Origin of the sequence: Pedobacter sp. B4-66 (assembly GCF_018492665.1) — a bacterium.
In the GTDB taxonomy this organism is placed as follows: Bacteria; Bacteroidota; Bacteroidia; order Sphingobacteriales; family Sphingobacteriaceae; genus Pedobacter.
The window spans coordinates 417369-436241 of sequence record NZ_JAFVME010000001.1 but is presented as its reverse complement, the minus strand read 5'-3'; the positions used below and the strand labels follow the sequence as shown (position 1 = coordinate 436241).

General features: G+C 36.4%; 17 protein-coding genes and 1 tRNA gene. 11 read left to right on the top strand and 7 right to left on the bottom strand.

The features are described from left to right. Nucleotide 1 precedes the first annotated feature (1 nt). Both J1905_RS01775 and J1905_RS01770 read right to left on the bottom strand, forming a co-directional pair. Complete coding sequence (locus tag J1905_RS01775) at nt 2-604, bottom strand: DUF4254 domain-containing protein (RefSeq protein WP_214225461.1); 603 nt, start codon at nt 602-604, stop codon at nt 2-4. A gap of 19 nt (nt 605-623) precedes the next feature. Continuing rightward, nucleotides 624-2300, bottom strand: coding sequence for a DNA polymerase/3'-5' exonuclease PolX (locus tag J1905_RS01770; RefSeq protein ID WP_214225460.1), 1677 nt, complete (start codon nt 2298-2300; stop codon nt 624-626). A 132-nt stretch (nt 2301-2432) separates the two neighbouring features. Between J1905_RS01770 and J1905_RS01765 the strand changes: the two genes are divergently transcribed. Next, a complete protein-coding gene (locus J1905_RS01765) occupies nt 2433-3074 on the top strand; it encodes a hypothetical protein (RefSeq protein WP_214225459.1) in 642 nt (213 codons plus the stop codon). A 65-nt stretch (nt 3075-3139) separates the two neighbouring features. Here J1905_RS01765 and sppA read toward each other — a convergent pair whose 3' ends face one another. Further along, on the bottom strand, nt 3140-4912 hold the full coding sequence (gene sppA / locus J1905_RS01760; protein WP_214225458.1) for a signal peptide peptidase SppA: 1773 nt from the start codon (nt 4910-4912) through the stop codon (nt 3140-3142). Between the two features lie 57 nt (nt 4913-4969). Between sppA and folK the strand changes: the two genes are divergently transcribed. Together folK and J1905_RS01750 are read left to right on the top strand one after the other, a co-directional pair. Continuing rightward, nucleotides 4970-5464, top strand: a complete 495-nt coding sequence (folK, locus tag J1905_RS01755) for a 2-amino-4-hydroxy-6-hydroxymethyldihydropteridine diphosphokinase (RefSeq protein WP_214225457.1) — start codon at nt 4970-4972, stop codon at nt 5462-5464. Nucleotides 5465-5480: 16 nt separating this feature from the next. Then, complete coding sequence (locus J1905_RS01750) at nt 5481-5858, top strand: Hpt domain-containing protein (RefSeq protein ID WP_214225456.1); 378 nt, start codon at nt 5481-5483, stop codon at nt 5856-5858. Here J1905_RS01750 and pssA read toward each other — a convergent pair. Both pssA and rho read right to left on the bottom strand, forming a co-directional pair. Beyond that, the gene (pssA, locus tag J1905_RS01745) at nt 5855-6541 is read right to left on the bottom strand and encodes a CDP-diacylglycerol--serine O-phosphatidyltransferase (RefSeq protein WP_214225455.1); all 687 of its coding nucleotides are present in this window, start codon (nt 6539-6541) and stop codon (nt 5855-5857) included. The genes J1905_RS01750 and pssA overlap by 4 nt on opposite strands. A 3-nt stretch (nt 6542-6544) precedes the next feature. Further along, nucleotides 6545-8254 carry a transcription termination factor Rho gene (gene rho, locus J1905_RS01740; RefSeq protein ID WP_214225454.1) on the bottom strand — a complete coding sequence of 570 codons (1710 nt, stop codon included), beginning with the start codon at nt 8252-8254 and terminating at the stop codon, nt 6545-6547. A gap of 272 nt (nt 8255-8526) precedes the next feature. Between rho and pyrF the strand changes: the two genes are divergently transcribed. From pyrF to J1905_RS01720, 4 genes are read left to right on the top strand one after another with little or no spacing between them, the layout of a single operon-like run. After that, on the top strand, nt 8527-9357 hold the full coding sequence (pyrF, locus tag J1905_RS01735) for an orotidine-5'-phosphate decarboxylase (RefSeq protein WP_214225453.1): 831 nt from the start codon (nt 8527-8529) through the stop codon (nt 9355-9357). Then, nucleotides 9354-10250: a DMT family transporter gene (locus tag J1905_RS01730; RefSeq protein WP_214225452.1), complete on the top strand. Its 897-nt coding sequence runs from the start codon at nt 9354-9356 to the stop codon at nt 10248-10250. Before pyrF ends, J1905_RS01730 begins: the two co-directional genes overlap by 4 nt. Nucleotides 10251-10295: 45 nt before the next feature. After that, on the top strand, nt 10296-11576 hold the full coding sequence (locus J1905_RS01725) for a DUF2851 family protein (protein ID WP_214225451.1): 1281 nt from the start codon (nt 10296-10298) through the stop codon (nt 11574-11576). Between the two features lies 1 nt (nt 11577). After that, on the top strand, nt 11578-11799 hold the full coding sequence (locus J1905_RS01720) for a PspC domain-containing protein (RefSeq protein ID WP_173092413.1): 222 nt from the start codon (nt 11578-11580) through the stop codon (nt 11797-11799). Nucleotides 11800-11806: 7 nt separating this feature from the next. On the opposite strand, the gene J1905_RS01715 is transcribed toward J1905_RS01720, so the two are convergent. After that, nucleotides 11807-12457 carry an ankyrin repeat domain-containing protein gene (locus J1905_RS01715; protein WP_214225450.1) on the bottom strand — a complete coding sequence of 217 codons (651 nt, stop codon included), beginning with the start codon at nt 12455-12457 and terminating at the stop codon, nt 11807-11809. A 359-nt stretch (nt 12458-12816) separates the two neighbouring features. Between J1905_RS01715 and J1905_RS01710 the strand changes: the two genes are divergently transcribed. The 4 genes from J1905_RS01710 to J1905_RS01695 all read left to right on the top strand — a co-directional run bounded on the left by J1905_RS01710 (nt 12817) and on the right by J1905_RS01695 (nt 16974). After that, nucleotides 12817-15390 carry an FtsK/SpoIIIE family DNA translocase gene (locus tag J1905_RS01710; RefSeq protein ID WP_214225449.1) on the top strand — a complete coding sequence of 858 codons (2574 nt, stop codon included), beginning with the start codon at nt 12817-12819 and terminating at the stop codon, nt 15388-15390. Nucleotides 15391-15399: 9 nt separating this feature from the next. After that, a complete protein-coding gene (gene lolA1 / locus J1905_RS01705; RefSeq protein ID WP_250317963.1) occupies nt 15400-16050 on the top strand; it encodes an outer membrane lipoprotein periplasmic chaperone LolA1 in 651 nt (216 codons plus the stop codon). A gap of 54 nt (nt 16051-16104) precedes the next feature. After that, the gene (locus tag J1905_RS01700; protein ID WP_214225448.1) at nt 16105-16869 is read left to right on the top strand and encodes an MBL fold metallo-hydrolase; all 765 of its coding nucleotides are present in this window, start codon (nt 16105-16107) and stop codon (nt 16867-16869) included. Nucleotides 16870-16890: 21 nt separating this feature from the next. Beyond that, a tRNA-Leu gene (locus tag J1905_RS01695) sits at nt 16891-16974 on the top strand. A 279-nt stretch (nt 16975-17253) separates the two neighbouring features. Here J1905_RS01695 and J1905_RS01690 read toward each other — a convergent pair. After that, nucleotides 17254-18717 (bottom strand): serine hydrolase, encoded by a 1464-nt coding sequence (locus tag J1905_RS01690; protein WP_214225447.1) that lies wholly within the window; start codon nt 18715-18717, stop codon nt 17254-17256. Nucleotides 18718-18873 lie beyond the last annotated feature (156 nt).

The window sequence follows — 18873 nt, the reverse complement described above, 5'->3', positions numbered from 1 at the left end:
ATTATTTAGGGTTGTAAAGTACCGGGTTTAAACTCGGATCGTTATACATCTTCATTTGCTTGTAAACCTTCATGTATTTTGTGCCGTTTTCTATATCTGTAATCAGTTCGTCTAAGCTAGTAGAAAGATCGGTTCTTTGGTTTAACAAAATGTTAAGTTTAACACCACAATTTTCCTTATGTTCTTCAGAAGCATCAGCACGCAAAGTTTCTTCTGTCATGTGATAGATTTTTAGGGCAAGAATAGATAACCTGTCTACCACCCAAGCAGGGCTCTCAGAATTGATTTTAGCATCTGGTTTTGCCTGTATTTCCTTATATTCTTCTAAGAAATAGCTGTCAATGTATTCAACAACATCAGTACGCTCCTGATTAGAAGCGTCTATACGTCTTTTCCACTGTAAAGCCTCTACAGGATCAATCTCCGGATTACGGATTACGTCTTCCATATGCCATTGAACAGTATCTATCCAGCATTTCATGTATAATAAATGCTCTAAGGTACTTATGCGATAAGGATTGTTTATAGGTTGATCTATATTGTTATAAACGTGATAATCGTTAATGGCGTCCTGAAATATTTTATTACAAAGCTTACTAATCATGGTACAAAGGTAAGGAATACTATTTTTTATTATTGAAGTATTGGGAGATATCTTGCGCTGATAGTGTATTTAAGCACTGCTTAGCTTCGAGACCTCCTTTTCTACCAATAAGTACACCGTACTTCATGTCGTGGAAACCTTCGGTTCTGTGCGCATCAGGATTAATGGATAGGAGCACTCCTTTTTCAAGGGCATAGCGATGCCAGCGCCAGTCAAGATCTAAGCGCAGTGGGTTCGCATTTATCTCTATAACCACATTATTCGCCGCACAGGCATCAATTACTTTAGCATAATCTATCGGGTAGCCTTTTCTACTCAGTAATAGTCGGCCGGTTGGGTGCCCTAAAATTGTAGTGTAAGGGTTTTCTATGGCTTTAATTAATCTTGCAGTAGCTTTTTCTTCGTCCATACGCAGGTTGCTATGTACGGATGCTACTACGAAATCAAAGGTTTTAAGGATATCATCACTGTAATCTAATGAGCCATCATTTAAAATATCGCTTTCTATTCCTTTAAATATTTTAAACGGAGCAAGCTTAGCATTTAATGCATCAATTTCCTGATGTTGTGCATAAACACGTTGCTCGTTCAAGCCATTTGCATAAAATGCAGATTTTGAGTGGTCGCAAATCCCCAGATATTCCAGTTGAAGGTTGTCTTTACAATAAAGCGCCATCTGTTCAAGAGTGTGAACACCATCACTCCATGTAGAGTGGTTGTGCAGGCTTCCTTTTAAGTCTTTATAGGTAATTAAGTGAGGCAATTTGTTTGCTTTGGCTAACTCTATTTCATTTAAGCCCTCTCTAAGTTCAGGTTCTACATAGGCTAATCCTGCTTTTTTATAGATAGCTTGCTCATCCTCGAAAGGTCCGTTTCCGGCTAAGGCTAAGACTTCGGTAACATGTTTTTCATTACCTGTTAATTTAAACCAGTTGAGGTAGAAATCTTGTTTGGCTACTAGGTAGAGCTTTATTTTGAGGCCTGATGGGCTTTGGGCTGCAAGTACATCATCGCCTTGCAGTTCAAATTGCAAAGGTTTAAATTCTGATATTCTTGAAAGGATTTCGTCGGTACTTTCGGAACCTATTACGAGTTCTATTTCTTCGATAATTTCGAGGCAGCGACGATATGCTCCGGCAACGCCTAAAAGTGGTTCTCCATTGGTGCTTCTAAGCCAAACAGCAAGATCTTCAAATAGTTTGTTAACAAATCCTTCGGTTTGCGCATATAGGAATTTGCCATGCGCTGCCATTTGAAACTCAATAACCTTCTTGATTTCTTCTTGTGTTTTTAAGCCGAAGCCTTTAGCTTCAATAAGTCGGTTTTCGTTGCAGGCGTAGTATAGCTCACCAATGTTTTCAATACCCAGATCTTTCCAGATAACGACAATTTTTTTAGGACCGATACCTTTAATGCCAAGCATTTCTACTATGCCTTCGGGTGTTTCGGCAAGAATAGCTTGCAGCTCGGCCATAGTACCTGTTTGTAGTAGCTCCCATACTTTTGCCGAGATACTTTTGCCAAGACCATCTATCTGGGCAATTTCTTCAAGAGTTTTATCCTTTATGGCATAGGGTAGTTTATCTACTTTAAAAGCGGCATTAGCCACTGATTTTATTTTAAACGGGTTCTCATTGTGCAGTTCCATCAGTTGAGATAGAAGACGCAGGGTACGAGCGATGGTCTTGTTTTCCATTGAGCTATTTTTTGCTTTAATAGTAATAAGGGTATCCAAAAGGTAAAGTCCTCATCGTTGCTAAATTAAATAAAAAGGCCCGGTTTTTTGATTAAACTATTATTGGCATGGTTTTTTTATCTTTATGTTGCTATGAGACAATTCAATATTTTAAGTGTTTTGTTGCTGGCTCTGGTAATGGGCTGCAATGAACCGAAAAAAAAGGCAGTTGAGGAGGATACAGAGGCTCGTCTTCCTGCGGGTGCGTTTCCCGAATATTCCGGTGATTTGATGATCGTTCCGGGAAAGTCGATTGATAAGGTGTTTCTGGGACAGGACATGTCAGAGGTTTTTAAGATTTTGGGTAATCCCAGTGATGGTGACGCCGCAATGGGAAAATCTTGGGGGATATGGTATTTAAGAGATTCAACGGATACAAAAAAAGGAGAGTTATCCATTTATTCTTCTTATAAGGACAGTACTATGTCCGCTAAGGATGTGAAACAAATAGTTGTGAGTGCTACGAATTATCGCACGGATAAAGGTTTAAGAATTGGGGTCTCTCTAGATGAGATAAAGGCAGTTTTTCCGAATGTAAAAAAAGCTGCTGTTTATTTGAATACGGTTAAAAAAGATTCTCTGGTTGTTTATGACGCAGAGGAAGAGGGGATAGCATTTGATGTGAGAAACAAGGGAGATCACTTTTTTACTACAGCGATTACTGTACATCCTAAAAATGTTTCTGTGAATAGTACGTATTTAACTATACATCCGGGTTGGGATAAAATACAGTAATCGTCATTCTGAAATAAATTTGCTTCGCAGCTTCCTCGAGGTCAGAATGACGATTACGTCTTTACTTACTTTACTGTAATTTCAAAAGGCATACGAGTTTGTACACCTGATTTTGAAATAGCAGATTTTATCTGCTGATAAATTGGATAGTTATCACCAAGTTCTTGCTTAGCATAATAAGTTTTTACTTTATCAGCGCTGTTTTCCATGAATGATTTGAATGGACTTATCATTTCTGGATATTCTACTACTCTGTAATCTGTAACTTTTGCCTTTTTAGCAGCCGAAGTAATTGCATCATTAAAACTTCCGGTTCTATCTGCTAATCCTATTTTAACTGCATCAGTACCTATCCAAACGCGGCCCCCTCCGATACTATCAATATAAGCTTTAGATTTTTTACGTCCTTCAGATACATGAGTAATAAAGGTATCATAAACTCTGTTTACATCAGTTTGAATAATCAATCTTTCGCCGTCAGTTAAAGGACGGTTTGTACTCATAAGATCAGCGTATTTTCCGGTTTTAACACCATCAAATGTGATTCCTAATTTAGAATTTAATAATTTCTGGAAGTTAGGGATTACACCAAATACACCGATTGAACCTGTGATGGTATTTGGCTGTACAAAAATTGAATCGGCTGCACATGCAATATAATAACCTCCTGAAGCTGCCACATCACCAAATGAAGCAATTACAGGTTTAACTTTTTTAGTAAGAATAATTTCTCTCCAGATTACATCTGATGCAAGCGCACTACCACCTGGTGAGTTTACTCTTAACACTATCGCTTTGATGCTTGAATCTAGTCTGGCTTTTCTGATTGTTCTTGAAAGACGTTCCGATCCGATCTGTTGATTAGAGCCTTCTCCGCCAACAATATCCCCATCAGCATATATTACAGCTACTTTGTTTGATCCGCTTTCACTTTGATCTGCTTTTAGGTTTTTAGCATAGTCGTTTATGGTAATGCTGCTAATATTGCTTTTTTTATCTTTACCACTTAATGATTTAAGCTCGTCAAGGATTTCATCTTTATATTTAAGACCATCAATCAGCTTATAAGCGATTGCGTCTTTTGGTTGCTGAATTTTATAATCATCCGCAATTTGATGCAACGTTGGTGTACTGATGTGTCTGCTTTCCGCTATTCCTTCAAGGAAGGTATTGTACATCCCATTTAAATAGGCGGTAACCTGCTCACGGTTTTTATCGCTCATTTTATCCATAATGAACGGTTCAATTGCACTTTTGTAAGAGCCTACTCTGATTATTTGAGCTTCGACACCTAATTTTTCTAATGCTCCTTTAAAGAACATGACTTGCGAACTTAAGCCTTTAAATTCAAGAGCACCTTCAGGATTCAGGTAAACTTTGTCGGCCACCGAAGCCAGATAATAAGCACCTTGTGTATAAACCTCACTGTATGCAATGATTTTCTTTTTGCTGGTTTTGAAGTCAATTAAAGCATTTCTAACCTCACGTAATGTTGCAAAACCTGCATTTGGAGAAGTTACATTCAAATAAATACATTTAATATCATCATCCGTTTTTGCTTTTTTAAGCGATTTTAGAATGTCATTAAATCCTATGCTTTTTTCGCCGTCACCACCTACTATTGGTAAATTTGAAAAAGTATCATCTGCTGTCCGTTCTGTAATTGCTTGATCCATATTTAGATAAAGAACTGAATTGCTGCTTACACTGACAGTTTTGTCATTGTCGAGAGATGAGACAACACCTACAATAATTACTACAAATAACAAGGTAAAAAGGACAAGTGAAATAACGACTCCTACGATGGTTGCAAAAACATACTTGAAAAATTCTCTCATGTGGTGGTTTAATATTTATTTTGTAAATATAACTAAAAAATAGCCTGAGGCTTTTATATGATATTTGATAATAAAAAAGTTTATTTGTTACTTGGAAGCAATCTGGGGGATAGGGAACAGTTAATTGATGAAGCTATTGCGCTAATTAATAGTGGAATAGGAGAGGTAATTGAAAAATCATCGGTTTATGAAACGGCTGCATGGGGTAAGGAAGATCAGCCTTCTTTTTTAAATATTGCGTTAGGCATTAATACTAAACTTACACCAATTGAAGTACTAAATAAAGCTTTGACAATAGAATTAGAGCTTGGAAGAGTGAGACATGAAAAATGGGGATCTCGCTTAATTGATATAGATGTCATTTTTTATGATGATATTGTAGTTGATATGGGAGCTGAACTGCAAATACCTCATCCGCAGATGCAGTATAGGAAGTTTGTTTTAGAACCGTTGGCTGAAATAGCAGCTGATTATGTGCATCCGGTTTTAAAAATAACTGTTCGTGAGGTATTAGAAAGGTTACAGGATAATTTATCTGTATCTAGAATTTAATTTTATTTTTGTTGTAATGATTAACGTAAATAAAAATGATGAACCTTTAGATCTTTCTTATCTAAGAGAGATGTCGGATGATAATGCAGAATTTATCATAGAAATGATTGATCTTTTTAAAGTTCAAACACCAGTATATCTTTCTGAACTGGAAAGCGCTGTTGCCGATAAGAATTGGCCATTGGTATCAACATGTGCACATAAAATGAAACCTACATTCGCATATGTAGGAAGGGAAGATGCAAAATTGCATATGCAAATGATAGAACATAATGCCCGTGAACTGATAAATGTGGATGACTTACCAAAGGCATGTACTGAAGTTGTTGAGTTTGTGCAGGTTCTATATAAGCAGTTAGATCTTGCAAAAGCAGATCTTGAAAAAAGACTTTAAGCTGTAGGAATTTTCCGGAAATGTAAAATTGATAATCCGATATACAATATCAGGATAAAGGGAACTGCTGCGAATTTTAAAAAAGGCAGTAATAGGGCTGATATAATTAGAAATATGTACTTTATTTTGTTCTGTGCCCAACTTTTTGAGCTGAACTTAAGGGAAAATATTTTTATCTCACTTATTAATAACCAGCTTAACAAGGCAGTTAATCCAATAAGAAGCACGGTAGAATTGATTACTGAAGGATAATCTTTTTGAATAAACGGTAAGGATACGATAAACAAGGTATTCATTGGGGTATTTAAACCGATGAAGTCCTCTGTTTGTCTGGTGTCGTTATTAAATTTAGCTAACCTTAGGGCAGAAAATACGGTAATAATAAAAGCCAGGTAAGGGAGGTAAGGGGAAGCGTAGTCACTTTGAGAAAGTAGCTGATACATTACTACTCCCGGAAGGAACCCAAAGCTTACCATATCGGCCAAAGAATCAAGATCTTTTCCAATGTTAGATTTAACGTTCAACAATCTGGCGGCGAAGCCATCAAAGAAATCAAAGATTCCGGACAGCAGCACAAAATATGCTGCTGTTTCCAGAGCTCCGTTAAAAGCATAAACTATTCCTATGCAACCTGAAAATAGGTTTGCACAGGTGATTGCATTAGGGATATGCTTTTTTATCATTTATTAGCTATTCATCGAGATTAAAAACTCTTCGTTAGATTTTGTACCTTTTATTTGTGCTTGTACAAATTCCATAGCTTCCTGAGCATTCATATCTGCAAGGTGGTTACGTAATATCCATACACGTTGTAACGTATCTCTGTCATGTAACAGATCATCTCTACGTGTGCTTGAAGCCGTAATGTCGATAGCAGGGAAGATACGTTTGTTAGATAATTTACGATCTAATTGTAGTTCCATGTTACCTGTACCTTTAAATTCTTCGAAGATAACCTCATCCATTTTAGAACCGGTATCAGTTAAGGCAGTAGCAAGGATGGTTAATGATCCACCTTTTTCTATGTTACGTGCAGCACCGAAGAAACGTTTAGGTTTGTGTAATGCATTAGCATCAACACCACCCGAAAGAATTTTACCTGAAGCAGGAGCAGTAGTATTGTAAGCTCTTGCTAATCTGGTGATAGAGTCTAGTAAGATTACTACATCATGACCACATTCTACAAGGCGTTTTGCTTTCTCTAAAACGATGTTAGCAATTTTAACGTGACGTTCTGCAGGCTCGTCAAAAGTTGAAGCAATAACTTCAGCTCTTACGCTTCTAGCCATATCAGTTACCTCTTCCGGACGTTCATCAATCAATAGAATGATCAAATAAACTTCAGGGTGGTTTTTAGCAATTGCATTAGCTACCTCTTTCAGTAAGTTGGTTTTACCGGTTTTAGGTTGCGCAACAATTAAACCACGTTGTCCTTTACCTATTGGAGTAAATAGATCAATAATCCTGGTTGAGTAGTTGTTGGTTTCAGTGAAAAGATTTAACCTTTCAGTAGGGAATAAAGGAGTAAGATAGTCAAATGGAACACGATCCCTAACATCAGCTGGTAGGCGCCCGTTAATGGTTTCTACTCTTACTAAAGGGAAATATTTTTCGCCTTCTTTTGGAGGACGGATACTTCCTTTTACAGTATCACCTGTTTTTAAACCAAATAATTTGATTTGTGATTGAGATACATAAATATCATCAGGAGAGGACAGGTAATTGTAATCAGCAGATCTAAGGAAACCATAACCATCTGGCATGATTTCAAGAACACCTTCGTTGGTAATCGTGTTATCAAAATCAAGGTTTGAATAGCTATTCTCATTTTGTTTTTGATGACCACCAGTATTAGGACCTTTAGGTCTGTTGTCGTCTCTCTGAGGCTTGTGAATCTTTTTATTTTCGGCTGAAGGAGCGTTTTGTGCCGGTGCAGCTACAGGAGCAGGTTGAGCAATTTCTGCTGGAACCTCTGATGGTGTTTCAGAAGTTTCAGGCTGAGGCTCAGCATCCGGTACGGTTACTTCTTGAGCTGCTTCTTCTGCATATCTTTGTTCTGAACCTGGAAGTGGATCAAACAATGAAGCTCTGTTGAAAGGTTTCGTTGTTGGGCCTTCTTCTTCCTTTGCAGGGATTCGGATTCTTTTACGAGTTGGTTTTTCAGTAGAGCCAGTATCTTTTACGGTTTTAGTTTTACTGACTTTAGCTGGTGCTGTTACCTCAGCTATCTCAGTCACCTCTGCAACAGGAGCGCCAGTTTCTTGTTCCGTTATTTGTGCAATAATTTCAACCAATTCAGCCTTACGTAACTCATCAGCATTTAGTATGCCCTGAGTTTTTGCAATCTCACGCAATTCGGCTGTGAGTTTTTCATTTAATTCTGTTTTATTAAACATTATATGGGTGTAGAGAAATTTTTAAAAAAAGCATTTATCACTTGAACAAAGCAGAAAAAACGGCTATAAAAGATAGTGGAAGACAAAATTTTATTGGATTTTCTGGAATGAGCAGATAAACTTTTAGAGAATTATGTTGCAATTGTATGTATTTGTAACCTAATCTCCAAGAAAAACTTGAAATTGTTTAAAATAAATTCATTCAAAAGTTTTTAAATACACGTTAAATCACTGTTAAATTTGGCATCTTTGCACTCAAAATTTACCCTCTGATGAATAAGAAGCAGTTATTTGAACAAATCAAAAGTAAGAAATCTTTTTTATGTGTTGGCCTTGATCCGGTTCTGGAAAATATTCCAAAACACTTATTAAAATATGAAAACCCTGTATTAGAATTTAATAAGCAAATAATTGATGCGACTAAAGACCTGTGCGTTGCTTATAAACCTAACACTGCATTTTATGAGTCGATGGGACTAAAAGGTTGGGAAACTTTAATTAAAACCTGGCAATATATTCCTAAAGATATTTTTACAATTGCTGATGCAAAAAGAGGGGATATCGGAAATACTTCGGCCATGTATGCCGATGCTTTTTTCAACGAAGCTAAGTCTGACATGAGCTTTGATTCTATAACCGTTGCTCCTTATATGGGTAAGGATTCTGTAGGTCCGTTTCTAGAGTATAAAGATAAGTGGGTAATCTTGTTGGCTTTAACTTCGAATGCCGGGCATAGTGATTTTCAACTGCACGAAACACCTGAAGGTAAATTGTACGAAGAGGTAATCAGAATTTCATCACAGTGGGCTAACAGTGATCAATTGATGTATGTTGTAGGTGCCACGCGAGGTTCGGAGTTTGAAAACATAAGAAGATTGGCACCTGATAATTTCTTATTAGTACCGGGTATTGGCGCTCAGGGGGGTAGTCTTGCTGATGTTTGCAACTATGGCTTAAATAAAGAATGTGGCTTGCTGGTAAACTCTGCAAGAGCTATTATTTATGCAAGTAAAGGTGAGGACTTTGCTGAGAAAGCAAGAGAAGAGGCTTTAAAAGTACAAACAGAGATGGAGCAGATATTACTGTCTGCGAAATTGATATGACCGCCAAAACAGATTTTAAATTAATATTTGCTTTAATAGGTGTTGCCGTAGTTTGGGGGACAACTTATCTGGGAATCCGTGTGGCTGTTGAAACCATTCCTGCCTGGTTTGTAGCTGCAATCAGACAAGGAATGGCATCCTTAATTTTGCTTGTAATATTATTAAGCAAAAATGAATTAAAATGGAAAAACTGGCCTTATTTAAGAAGGCAACTATTGGTGTCTGTTTTAATGATAGTGGTTGCGAATGGTATGACAACCGTAGCAGAAGAGACCATTCCCAGTGGCTTAACATCATTAATAAATGCACTGAGTCCTTTGATTGTGTTTTTAGGGAGTGTATTGGTTGGGTTACAGAAAGCTACTTTAAAAGGATTCCTGGGGGTGATAATAGGTTTCTTTGGAGTCGCTTTTATTTTTAGAGCTGGCCTGGGCGATCTGTTAGATCCTAATTATAAAACCGGGATCATGTTTTTGTGTTTTGCAATCACAGGCTGGGCTTCAGGAACAATTTATACAAAAAAATACACCCTTAAAACCGATAATATTTTTCTTGATCTGTTCTATCAGTTTGTATTCTCTGCAATCATACAGCTTGGACTTGCTTTTGTTTTCTCTGGTGATACCCAAGTGGCATCCTGGAGTATCAAAAGTTTAATGGCTGTTGGCTATCTGGCAATTTTTGGATCTGTGGTTGGTTATTTCTGTTATCATTATGCTTTAAAAAAGGTTACGGCTACTGAGGTATCTGTGCTTTCTTATTTCAATACTGTTATTGCACTATTTTTAGGTTGGTTGATTCTTGATGAAATTGTAACGTTTGATATCATCATTGCAACGGTTCTGATTATCCTTGGTGTGTTCATCACAAATTATAGGAAACAAAAAATATAGGCTACTACTTGTTTAAGTGAATCTTTTTGGATTATGTTCGTTGGGATGCATTTCTCAGAGAACTTCTTATACTTTATTTGGCAATTCAGACTCTTTAATACAAATGAGCTTTATTGTGTTGGTGGCGAAAAACTTCAGGTATTAAATCCAGGTGTGCTGAATACACATGCCGGTCCTGATTTTAATCAGGCAAAGCTTGTTATAGATCAGACAACATGGGCCGGTAATGTGGAGATTCATACGAAGTCTTCTGATTGGATTTTACATGGCCATGAAAGGGATAAATCCTATGAATCAGTAATACTTCATGTAGTTTATGAGCAGGATAAGCCAATTTATAGAATGAATGGGGCGGTGGTTCCCGTTTTGGTATTAAAAGGTTTGTTTAAAGAAGAGTTGTTGCTGAATTATAATGCAATGATGATGTCGCTAAATAAATTTCCATGTGCCAAACAAATCGGACAGGTGGATAAGATATGTATTGAGGGCATGATGTCGAGATTAATTGTTGAACGATTTGAAGAAAAGTGCGGTGCAGTTCTCGAAAAACTAGATAAGCTAAGAGGGGATTGGGATGAGACATTTTATGGCTTTATGGCTGGTAACTTTGGTTTTAAAGTGAATGCAATCCCTTTTGAGTTGCTTGCTGATTCATTATCTCAGCATATCCTTGCCAAGAATAAAGATAACAACATAGCAATTGAGGCACTCATATTTGGTCAGGCTGGATTCTTAGGGGAAGAATTAGTGGATGAATATCCTACTCGGTTGAAAAGTGAGTATTGTTTTTTAAAGAAGAAATACGGACTGAAGCCTATTGATAAATCATTGTGGAAATTCTTAAGGATGAGACCTCAGAGTTTTCCGACAATAAGGCTTGCGCAGTTTTCGGCATTGATTATAAAATCAAATCATCTTTTCTCTAAGATTTTAGAGGTTGATAATCTAGTTCAATTGTATCAGTTGTTTGAAAATTTACCGGTTAACGATTATTGGCTTACACATTTTCATTTTAACAAAAGCACTAAGCAAGTAAGTGTACAAATGGGAAGAAAATCTATTCAAAATTTACTGATAAATACAGTTTGCGTATTTTTATTTGCTTATGGCAAGTATACCGATCAGCCGCAATTTATGGATAGAGCGCTCGATTTTTTAGACTTAATCCCTGCAGAGGACAATATAATAATTGAACAATATTTAGATTCCGGGATAAAAGCACACAATGCTTTTATGTCTCAAGCGTTATTACAACTAAATAAATATTACTGTACTCAAAAAAAATGTTTAAATTGTGGTATAGGAATTAAAATATTAAAGAAATAAGATGTTCCAACGCATTGTTACATTTTTTGAAAAGCAGAGTTTTGGGGTTTGTACCTACCTCGCCGAGCGTTTAAATATGTCGATTAGTAAAATCAGGCTGTTTTTTATTTATTCTTCTTTTTTAGCAGTAGGTTTTCCTATTGTGTTCTATATTCTTGCTGCGCTTGTTCTTGATGTAAGACATTACATTAAGAAAATACGTTTGCGAGTTTGGGATGTATAGACTGATTTTAAACTCTAAGAATTTCTGCAATTTCTGCAAAACCCTTTTCTTCGGCCAGATCGGCAGGTAGTTTTCCGCCTTCCATTCGGATATCTACTTCAGCATTATGCTCAAGTAACAGGATAATCATTTCAATATCCCCTTGTTGCGCTGCAGCGTGTAAAGGTGTAAAACCTGCTTGTTGTTTTACATTTATTATTGCACCGGCATCAATTAATATCTTAGTGATGTTATAGCTTTTAATAGCGACAGCAGAATGTATTGGATATACATTAAAGCCATTGTTGGCAGGGATATTTACATCAGCACCGTTTCTTATCAATAGTTTGCAGATTTCTTCGTTTCCAAAATAGGTAGCTAGACCCAGTGGAGTAAAGCCATCAATTGAATATGAATTTACTAATTCCGGATTTTGGGCAATCAATTTGGCAGTAAGTTCATACTTGCCTAATGCGCATGTCTCAAATATGGTGATGTTGGAAACAAAACTTGCAATTAATAATGCTATTCCCGGTTTTCTGTAGTAGCACGCCAATAATACGGGAGATATTCCATGACTTGTTTTTTGATTGGCAAGCTGAGGCTGTCTTGTTAAAAGATCTGAAATCTCTTGTTTCTTATCGGTTTCTATTAAATTTTCAAGATGAGCAATGTCCATTGTTAAATTTAAATTAAAAATGCTTAATTAAATCAACAAACTTAGGGAAAAATGTTTTATCAAAAAAAGAATCCCGCCTAGTGGAATACTAAACGGGATTACCCTAAAACAAAACTATATTTAAAAAATCAAAACTTAAACACTTTGTACATATGACTTTAATTGCGAAGAAAGGTTTAAAGTATTAACAGGATTTATTTTGAAAATATTGATTTTGTTTAAAAGTTTTTGAAAAAATAGCCGTTTAAAGCTTGAATAAAGTTGTTGAATTAAACGATGTTTAGCGGTATTTGTAATATCTTAGCATAGATGGCAATAATATTATTTAAGTTTGTTGATTATAAATATTCGTAACAAAAATGTCGGTAAGGGGAAACCAATTTAAATCCAATTCTTTTAAAAATGATCAAGCTGATAAGCAAGGCTCCAGATCGCAAGACCCAAAGAAATTCAGGGAGAGACCAGATTTATTTCCCCGCCTGGATTTTCAGAATGGGAAAGCGATTAAGATCATAGGCTTGTTTTTTGTCATTCTTTCACTTTACTTTCTTATTGCTTTTACCTCCTATTTATTCACCTGGCAAGAAGATTACAGTTACGTAATAGATGCAAATGGTGGATGGAGCAATTTGTTTAAAACTTATGAAGAACTGCAGCAGGTAAATATTCCTCCGGTAGTACAAAACTGGCTTGGAAAAATAGGTGCATTATTATCTCATCAATTCATTTATGAATGGTTTGGTGTAGCTTCTTTTCTTTTCATTTTTGTATTCTTTGTTATTGGTTACCGATTGTTATTTAAGGTGAAAATATTCGCGCTTGAAAAAACGCTTGGTTATAGTCTTTTCTTTTTACTGTTTATTTCTTTAACCCTTGGGTTTGGTCATTCTTTCTTTTCAAATGCCCCTCATTTTTTAGAAGGTGAATTTGGTTATTGGACAAATAAATTACTAGCTGCACAGATTGGGGCAGCGGGAGTAGGTGGGTTGATTACTTTTTTAGGATTAACCATTTTAATTATTGCTTATAACATAGATTTTAAACTACCGGAACGTAAACGCGATCAGGCAATTGTACCTGAAACACCAGACAATATTGAGCTGGAAAATGAGGTTGCCTCTGAACCTGTTGAGTTTACATTGAATGATAAGCTTGGGAATCAGCGCAAAAGAGAGCAGAATGTAGTAGTCACTCCATCAAGGTTCGAAGAGAAAGTTGTTGAAGAAGAGAAAGCTCCAGCATTTACTCAGGCTGTAAATGTGATGCATACTCCAGCTGCGCATACTCCGATTGTACTTTCGCCAACAATTGACGAAAGACCCAAATCTCCTATTCTGGAGGTTCCGGTTAAGGCTGAACCTGAATTGACGATTGAAAAAACAGATGAGGATAAGAAATCTGAAGAACTGGTAGAGCAATTTGGTACTTATGATCCTACGCTGGATCTTGCCAGTTATAAATACCCTCATTTGGATTTGTTGGAGAATTATGGTTCTAACAAAATATCTGTTAATGCGGATGAGCTGGAGGCCAATAAGAATAAAATTGTTGAAACCTTAAATCATTACAATATAGAAATTGATAAGATTAAGGCTACAATTGGGCCCACTGTTACACTTTATGAAATTATCCCGGCGCCTGGTGTTCGTATTTCGAAGATCAAGAATTTGGAAGATGATATTGCGTTAAGCTTAGCCGCTTTAGGTATTCGTATTATTGCCCCAATGCCTGGTAAAGGTACTATTGGTATTGAGGTGCCTAATTTGCATCCTGAGATGGTTTCTATGAGAAGCATCCTGGCAACAGAGAAATTTCAGCAAACTACAATGGATTTGCCTATCGCACTTGGTAAAACCATCTCTAATGAGGTTTATATTGCCGACCTTTCAAAAATGCCCCACTTACTTGTTGCAGGGGCTACTGGTCAGGGTAAATCGGTAGGTATTAACGCTATTTTAGTATCGCTGCTTTATAAAAAGCACCCTTCGCAACTTAAGTTTGTGTTGGTCGATCCTAAAAAGGTAGAGTTAACCTTGTTTAATAAAATTGAACGTCACTTTTTAGCAAAATTACCTGGTGAGGCTGATGCCATCATTACTGATACCAAAAAGGTAATTAATACTTTAAATTCACTTTGTATAGAAATGGATCAGCGTTATGATCTATTAAAAGATGCACAGGTAAGGAATTTGAAAGAATACAATGAGAAGTTCATTAAGCGGAAATTAAATCCGAATAATTCACATAGATTTTTGCCTTACATAGTGCTTATAGTGGATGAGTTTGCAGATTTAATGATGACTGCAGGTAAAGAAGTGGAAACGCCTATTGCCCGACTGGCACAACTAGCACGTGCGGTAGGTATTCACCTTGTGCTGGCAACTCAGCGCCCTTCGGTAAATATTATTACGGGTACTATTAAAGCTAACTTCCCGGCACGTTTGGCGTTTAGGGTATTGTCTAAAATAGATTCAAGAACTATTTTGGATAGCGGTGGTGCCGATCAGTTAATTGGTAGAGGGGATATGCTTTTATCTACAGGAAATGATTTGATCAGGTTGCAGTGTGCGTTTGTTGATACACCTGAGGTTGATAGAATCTCTGAGTTTATTGGTGTTCAACGTGGTTATCCTGAAGCTTATCAGCTACCAGAATATATTGATGAGGCTGCGGAATCGGCTAAATTGGAGTTTGATCCGAATGACAGGGATTCTATGTTTGAGGAAGCAGCAAGATTAATTGTGATGCATCAACAGGGATCTACATCTTTAATACAAAGAAAATTAAAGCTTGGTTATAACAGGGCAGGCCGTATTATAGATCAATTGGAGGCTGCAGGGGTTGTTGGTCCGTTTGAAGGAAGCAAAGCAAGGGAGGTTTTAATACCTGACGATTATGCTTTGGAACAGTTCTTGAATGAACTTGGTAAATAATTAAAGAACATGATGAAAAAGATAACGTTGTTGATGTTTGTGTTGGGATTAACCTTTTCCATCTATGCTCAAACTGATGCAAAAGCAAAAGCCATACTAGCAGAAGTAAGTAAGAAGTACCGCTCGTACGATGTTGTTAAAGCTGATTTTACTTTTACTTTAGATAATCAACAAGCAAAAATTAAAGAAACACAGCAAGGTACCTTGTTTGCAAAGGCAAGCGCTAATAAGTACAAAGTAGTTATGACCGATCAGGACTTAATTAGCGATGGTAAAAGCCAATGGACTTATTTGAAAGATGACAAAGAGGTACAGCTCACCAGTGTTGATAATAGCGATGATGTATTAAATCCTGCAAGGATTTTTACAGTATATGAAAAAGGCTTTAAGTATCTGTATACCGGTGATAGTAAGGTTGGTGGTAAGGTTTATCACATGATTGACTTGTCGCCAATAGATACCAAGAAATCCTTTTTTAAGATTCGTTTGGGCATTGATAAGGCAGCTAAGCAAATTGCAAATGTGTTAATCTTTGATAAGAATGGCAACAAATATGCTTATTCAATAAAGAGTTTTGTACCTAATGTAAAGGTTCCCGAATCTACTTTTGCTTTTGATGCTAAGAAGTATCCTGGGGTAGAAGTAGTTGATTTGAGATAAGCTTTTTTTAACAATTTTTTCTAAGTTTGGCGATATGACAGTAATTCCTCTATTTTGAAGATCACGATTTTAGGAACAGGTACTTCGCAGGGTATTCCTGTTATCGCATGTAATTGTATTGTTTGTCGTTCTACCGATCATAAAGATAAACGTTTAAGGGTATCTGTCTTGATTGAGACAGGCGATAAAACTATTGTTATTGACAGTGGACCGGACTTCAGATACCAAATGCTTAGGGCAAATGTTAAAGATCTGGATGCTATTTTGTTTACTCATGAGCATAAAGATCATGTTGCCGGTTTAGATGACATCAGACCGTTTAATTACCTCCTTAAGAAGGATATTGAGATTTATGCAACAGAACGCGTTCAGCATGCTTTAAAAAGAGAGTTTTCTTACATTTTTGCTGAGGCACATTACCCGGGTTTACCGCAAATTGATTTAAATACAATTAGCGATGAGCCGTTTTCTGTAGGCGAGACTGTAATAGTCCCTCTGGACATAATGCATTATAAACTTCCAATTTTAGGCTTCAGAATAAATGATTTCGTTTATATAACTGATGCAAAAACCGTTTCTGAAGAGACGATTGCTAAAATTAAAGGAGCTAAAATATTGGTTGTAAATGCGTTGCAAAAGGAGCAGCACATTTCTCATTTTACATTAGATGAAGCTATTGAATTTGCTCAGAAGATAGGAGCAGAGCAGACTTATTTAACGCATATAAGCCATAATATGGGCCTTCATGAGGTTGTGGAAAAAGAATTGCCTGATAATATCAAATTAGCTTATGATGGCTTGACATTATACTGCGAATAAATATATATTTGCAGCCAAGATACCCGGGTGGCGAAATTGGTAGACGCGCCAGCTTGAGGGGCTGGTGCTGGCAACGGCGTGGCAGTTCGAATCTGCTCTCGGGTACTAAACCGGACTTTGATACTCCAAAGTCCGGTTTTTTATGCCTAATCGATGTTTTTAATTGTGCCAGCATTGTTCAAAGTATTCCTGCTAATGGTTCAGTCTGGTAAAGGAGGAACGGGGAGACTACGTATGAACTTTCATCAAACTTAATAGTCTACCAATACTTTATATTTAGTATTGAAAGTTTATTTAATTACGTCGATTCCAGATTTAAACAATTAAAATTGCTATTAAGCTTTTTTGCTAATAATAAGTACTAGTTAGGCAACAGGGAAAAAATTATTTTACTCTAATTAAATTTAAATCACCAAAATCAAAACTAAAATCGATAGATGGTGAAATGCCTTTTATGTTGAAAGATTGAGCTTTCCTGTTTTCTTTTAAGGAAAATATAGCAAATGCATCGCAATTCATATCCTGGTATTCCCATTTAATGGCAAAGGTATTTGTGTTATAGAAATACATTGGACCATTTAATTTTGGGGAACGTAAACTTTTAATCCAAAGTTGTTTGCCCTTCATAAAAACCGCCATCTTTCCAAACCATTTATCTTCATACATACCTATGTAATCCTCGTTTCTAATTTTGGTATTCTTTACGGAATCTACTTTTTCCCAGACTTTCTTAGTTACTGCATCAACATTACTTACATTTTTCGTAAGATTTCTTGCCCTGTTATCAATCCAATGTGCGTCGTCTAAGCCAAAATAACTATCGGTAATTGCTCTCGAAACTGCAAAAGCAACACTTCCTCCACCACTTTCTGTATTCGTTAAAACTACAATGCCTAAATTCAAATCCGGGACTAAGGTCACCTGTGATAACATACCTGGTAAACCGCCAGTGTGCATAGCTACCAAATTCCCCTTCACGTCATTTAGGAGCCAACCTAAACCGTATCCATTAAAATGGGTATTATATCTTTCAGATACATAGTTTGGTAAAACTGTTTGTATGGTCCACATTTTAGCGCTGTTAACTGTAGAGAACAAAGAAGACTTCAGGTCATTTCCATATTTACCTTTGTTTAGTTGCATGATCATCCACTTAGACATATCATCCACATTAGAGTATATACCTCCTGCGGGGCCAATCATTCCAATATTGAAACGATTAATTGTTTTTAAAGTGCCTGTTGCTGTAGAATGCGGTGTTGCAAGGTTTTTTATTTCATTGATTAGAGAATCACCAATAAACGAGTTACTCATTTGTAAGGGTAGGAAAATGCGTTTTTGAATAAAATCTTCAAAGCTCATTTTACTTGCTCTTTTAATAACTTCACCCGCAATAATATAGAGCAGATTGTCGTAATTATATTTTGTTCTAAATGCCGAAACTGGTTTAAAATTCTGGAAAATAGTGGTAATGTCTTTTACTGTGAAATCTGCTCCATCTGGAATAAATGTCAAGTCACCAGCACCGAGTGCGAGGCCGCTTCTATGAGTTAATAAATCGACAATAGTAAAATTATCAGTTACATACTCATTGTACATTTTAAACTCTGGAATGTAGTCCTTTACCTTATCATCCCATTTTATTTTTTCCTCATCAACGAGTATAGATAGTGCGGCTGTTGTAAATGCCTTGCTATTGGAAGCTATCTGAAAGTTCGTAAATTCTGTGGTTAATTGTTTTGTATCAATCGAACTAACTCCATAGCCTTTTAGATGGATTACCTTCCCCTCTTTTACAACCGCTATCGCGGCTCCAGCCACTTTTAATTTAGTTATTGCTTCTTGCATAAGCGAATCAATTTTAAGAGAAGATAGCTGTGAAAAACTTTTTAGGCTAGTAAAAAGAATAGCAAAGATGATAACTATTGTAAATATTATTTTTTTCATACTGATTGGCTTTAAGATTAAAATGTTGTTAGTTTATTACCAATACTTACCTTAAGT

Coding starts and splice junctions, on each gene's coding strand:
- J1905_RS01775 (WP_214225461.1), bottom strand. CDS start 604: ATGATTAGTAAGCTTTGTAATAAAATATTTCAGGACGCCATTAACGAT.
- J1905_RS01770 (WP_214225460.1), bottom strand. CDS start 2,300: ATGGAAAACAAGACCATCGCTCGTACCCTGCGTCTTCTATCTCAACTG.
- J1905_RS01765 (WP_214225459.1), top strand. CDS start 2,433: ATGAGACAATTCAATATTTTAAGTGTTTTGTTGCTGGCTCTGGTAATG.
- sppA (WP_214225458.1), bottom strand. CDS start 4,912: ATGAGAGAATTTTTCAAGTATGTTTTTGCAACCATCGTAGGAGTCGTT.
- folK (WP_214225457.1), top strand. CDS start 4,970: ATGATATTTGATAATAAAAAAGTTTATTTGTTACTTGGAAGCAATCTG.
- J1905_RS01750 (WP_214225456.1), top strand. CDS start 5,481: ATGATTAACGTAAATAAAAATGATGAACCTTTAGATCTTTCTTATCTA.
- pssA (WP_214225455.1), bottom strand. CDS start 6,541: ATGATAAAAAAGCATATCCCTAATGCAATCACCTGTGCAAACCTATTT.
- rho (WP_214225454.1), bottom strand. CDS start 8,254: ATGTTTAATAAAACAGAATTAAATGAAAAACTCACAGCCGAATTGCGT.
- pyrF (WP_214225453.1), top strand. CDS start 8,527: ATGAATAAGAAGCAGTTATTTGAACAAATCAAAAGTAAGAAATCTTTT.
- J1905_RS01730 (WP_214225452.1), top strand. CDS start 9,354: ATGACCGCCAAAACAGATTTTAAATTAATATTTGCTTTAATAGGTGTT.
- J1905_RS01725 (WP_214225451.1), top strand. CDS start 10,296: ATGCATTTCTCAGAGAACTTCTTATACTTTATTTGGCAATTCAGACTC.
- J1905_RS01720 (WP_173092413.1), top strand. CDS start 11,578: ATGTTCCAACGCATTGTTACATTTTTTGAAAAGCAGAGTTTTGGGGTT.
- J1905_RS01715 (WP_214225450.1), bottom strand. CDS start 12,457: ATGGACATTGCTCATCTTGAAAATTTAATAGAAACCGATAAGAAACAA.
- J1905_RS01710 (WP_214225449.1), top strand. CDS start 12,817: ATGTCGGTAAGGGGAAACCAATTTAAATCCAATTCTTTTAAAAATGAT.
- lolA1 (WP_250317963.1), top strand. CDS start 15,400: ATGATGAAAAAGATAACGTTGTTGATGTTTGTGTTGGGATTAACCTTT.
- J1905_RS01690 (WP_214225447.1), bottom strand. CDS start 18,717: ATGCAAGAAGCAATAACTAAATTAAAAGTGGCTGGAGCCGCGATAGCG.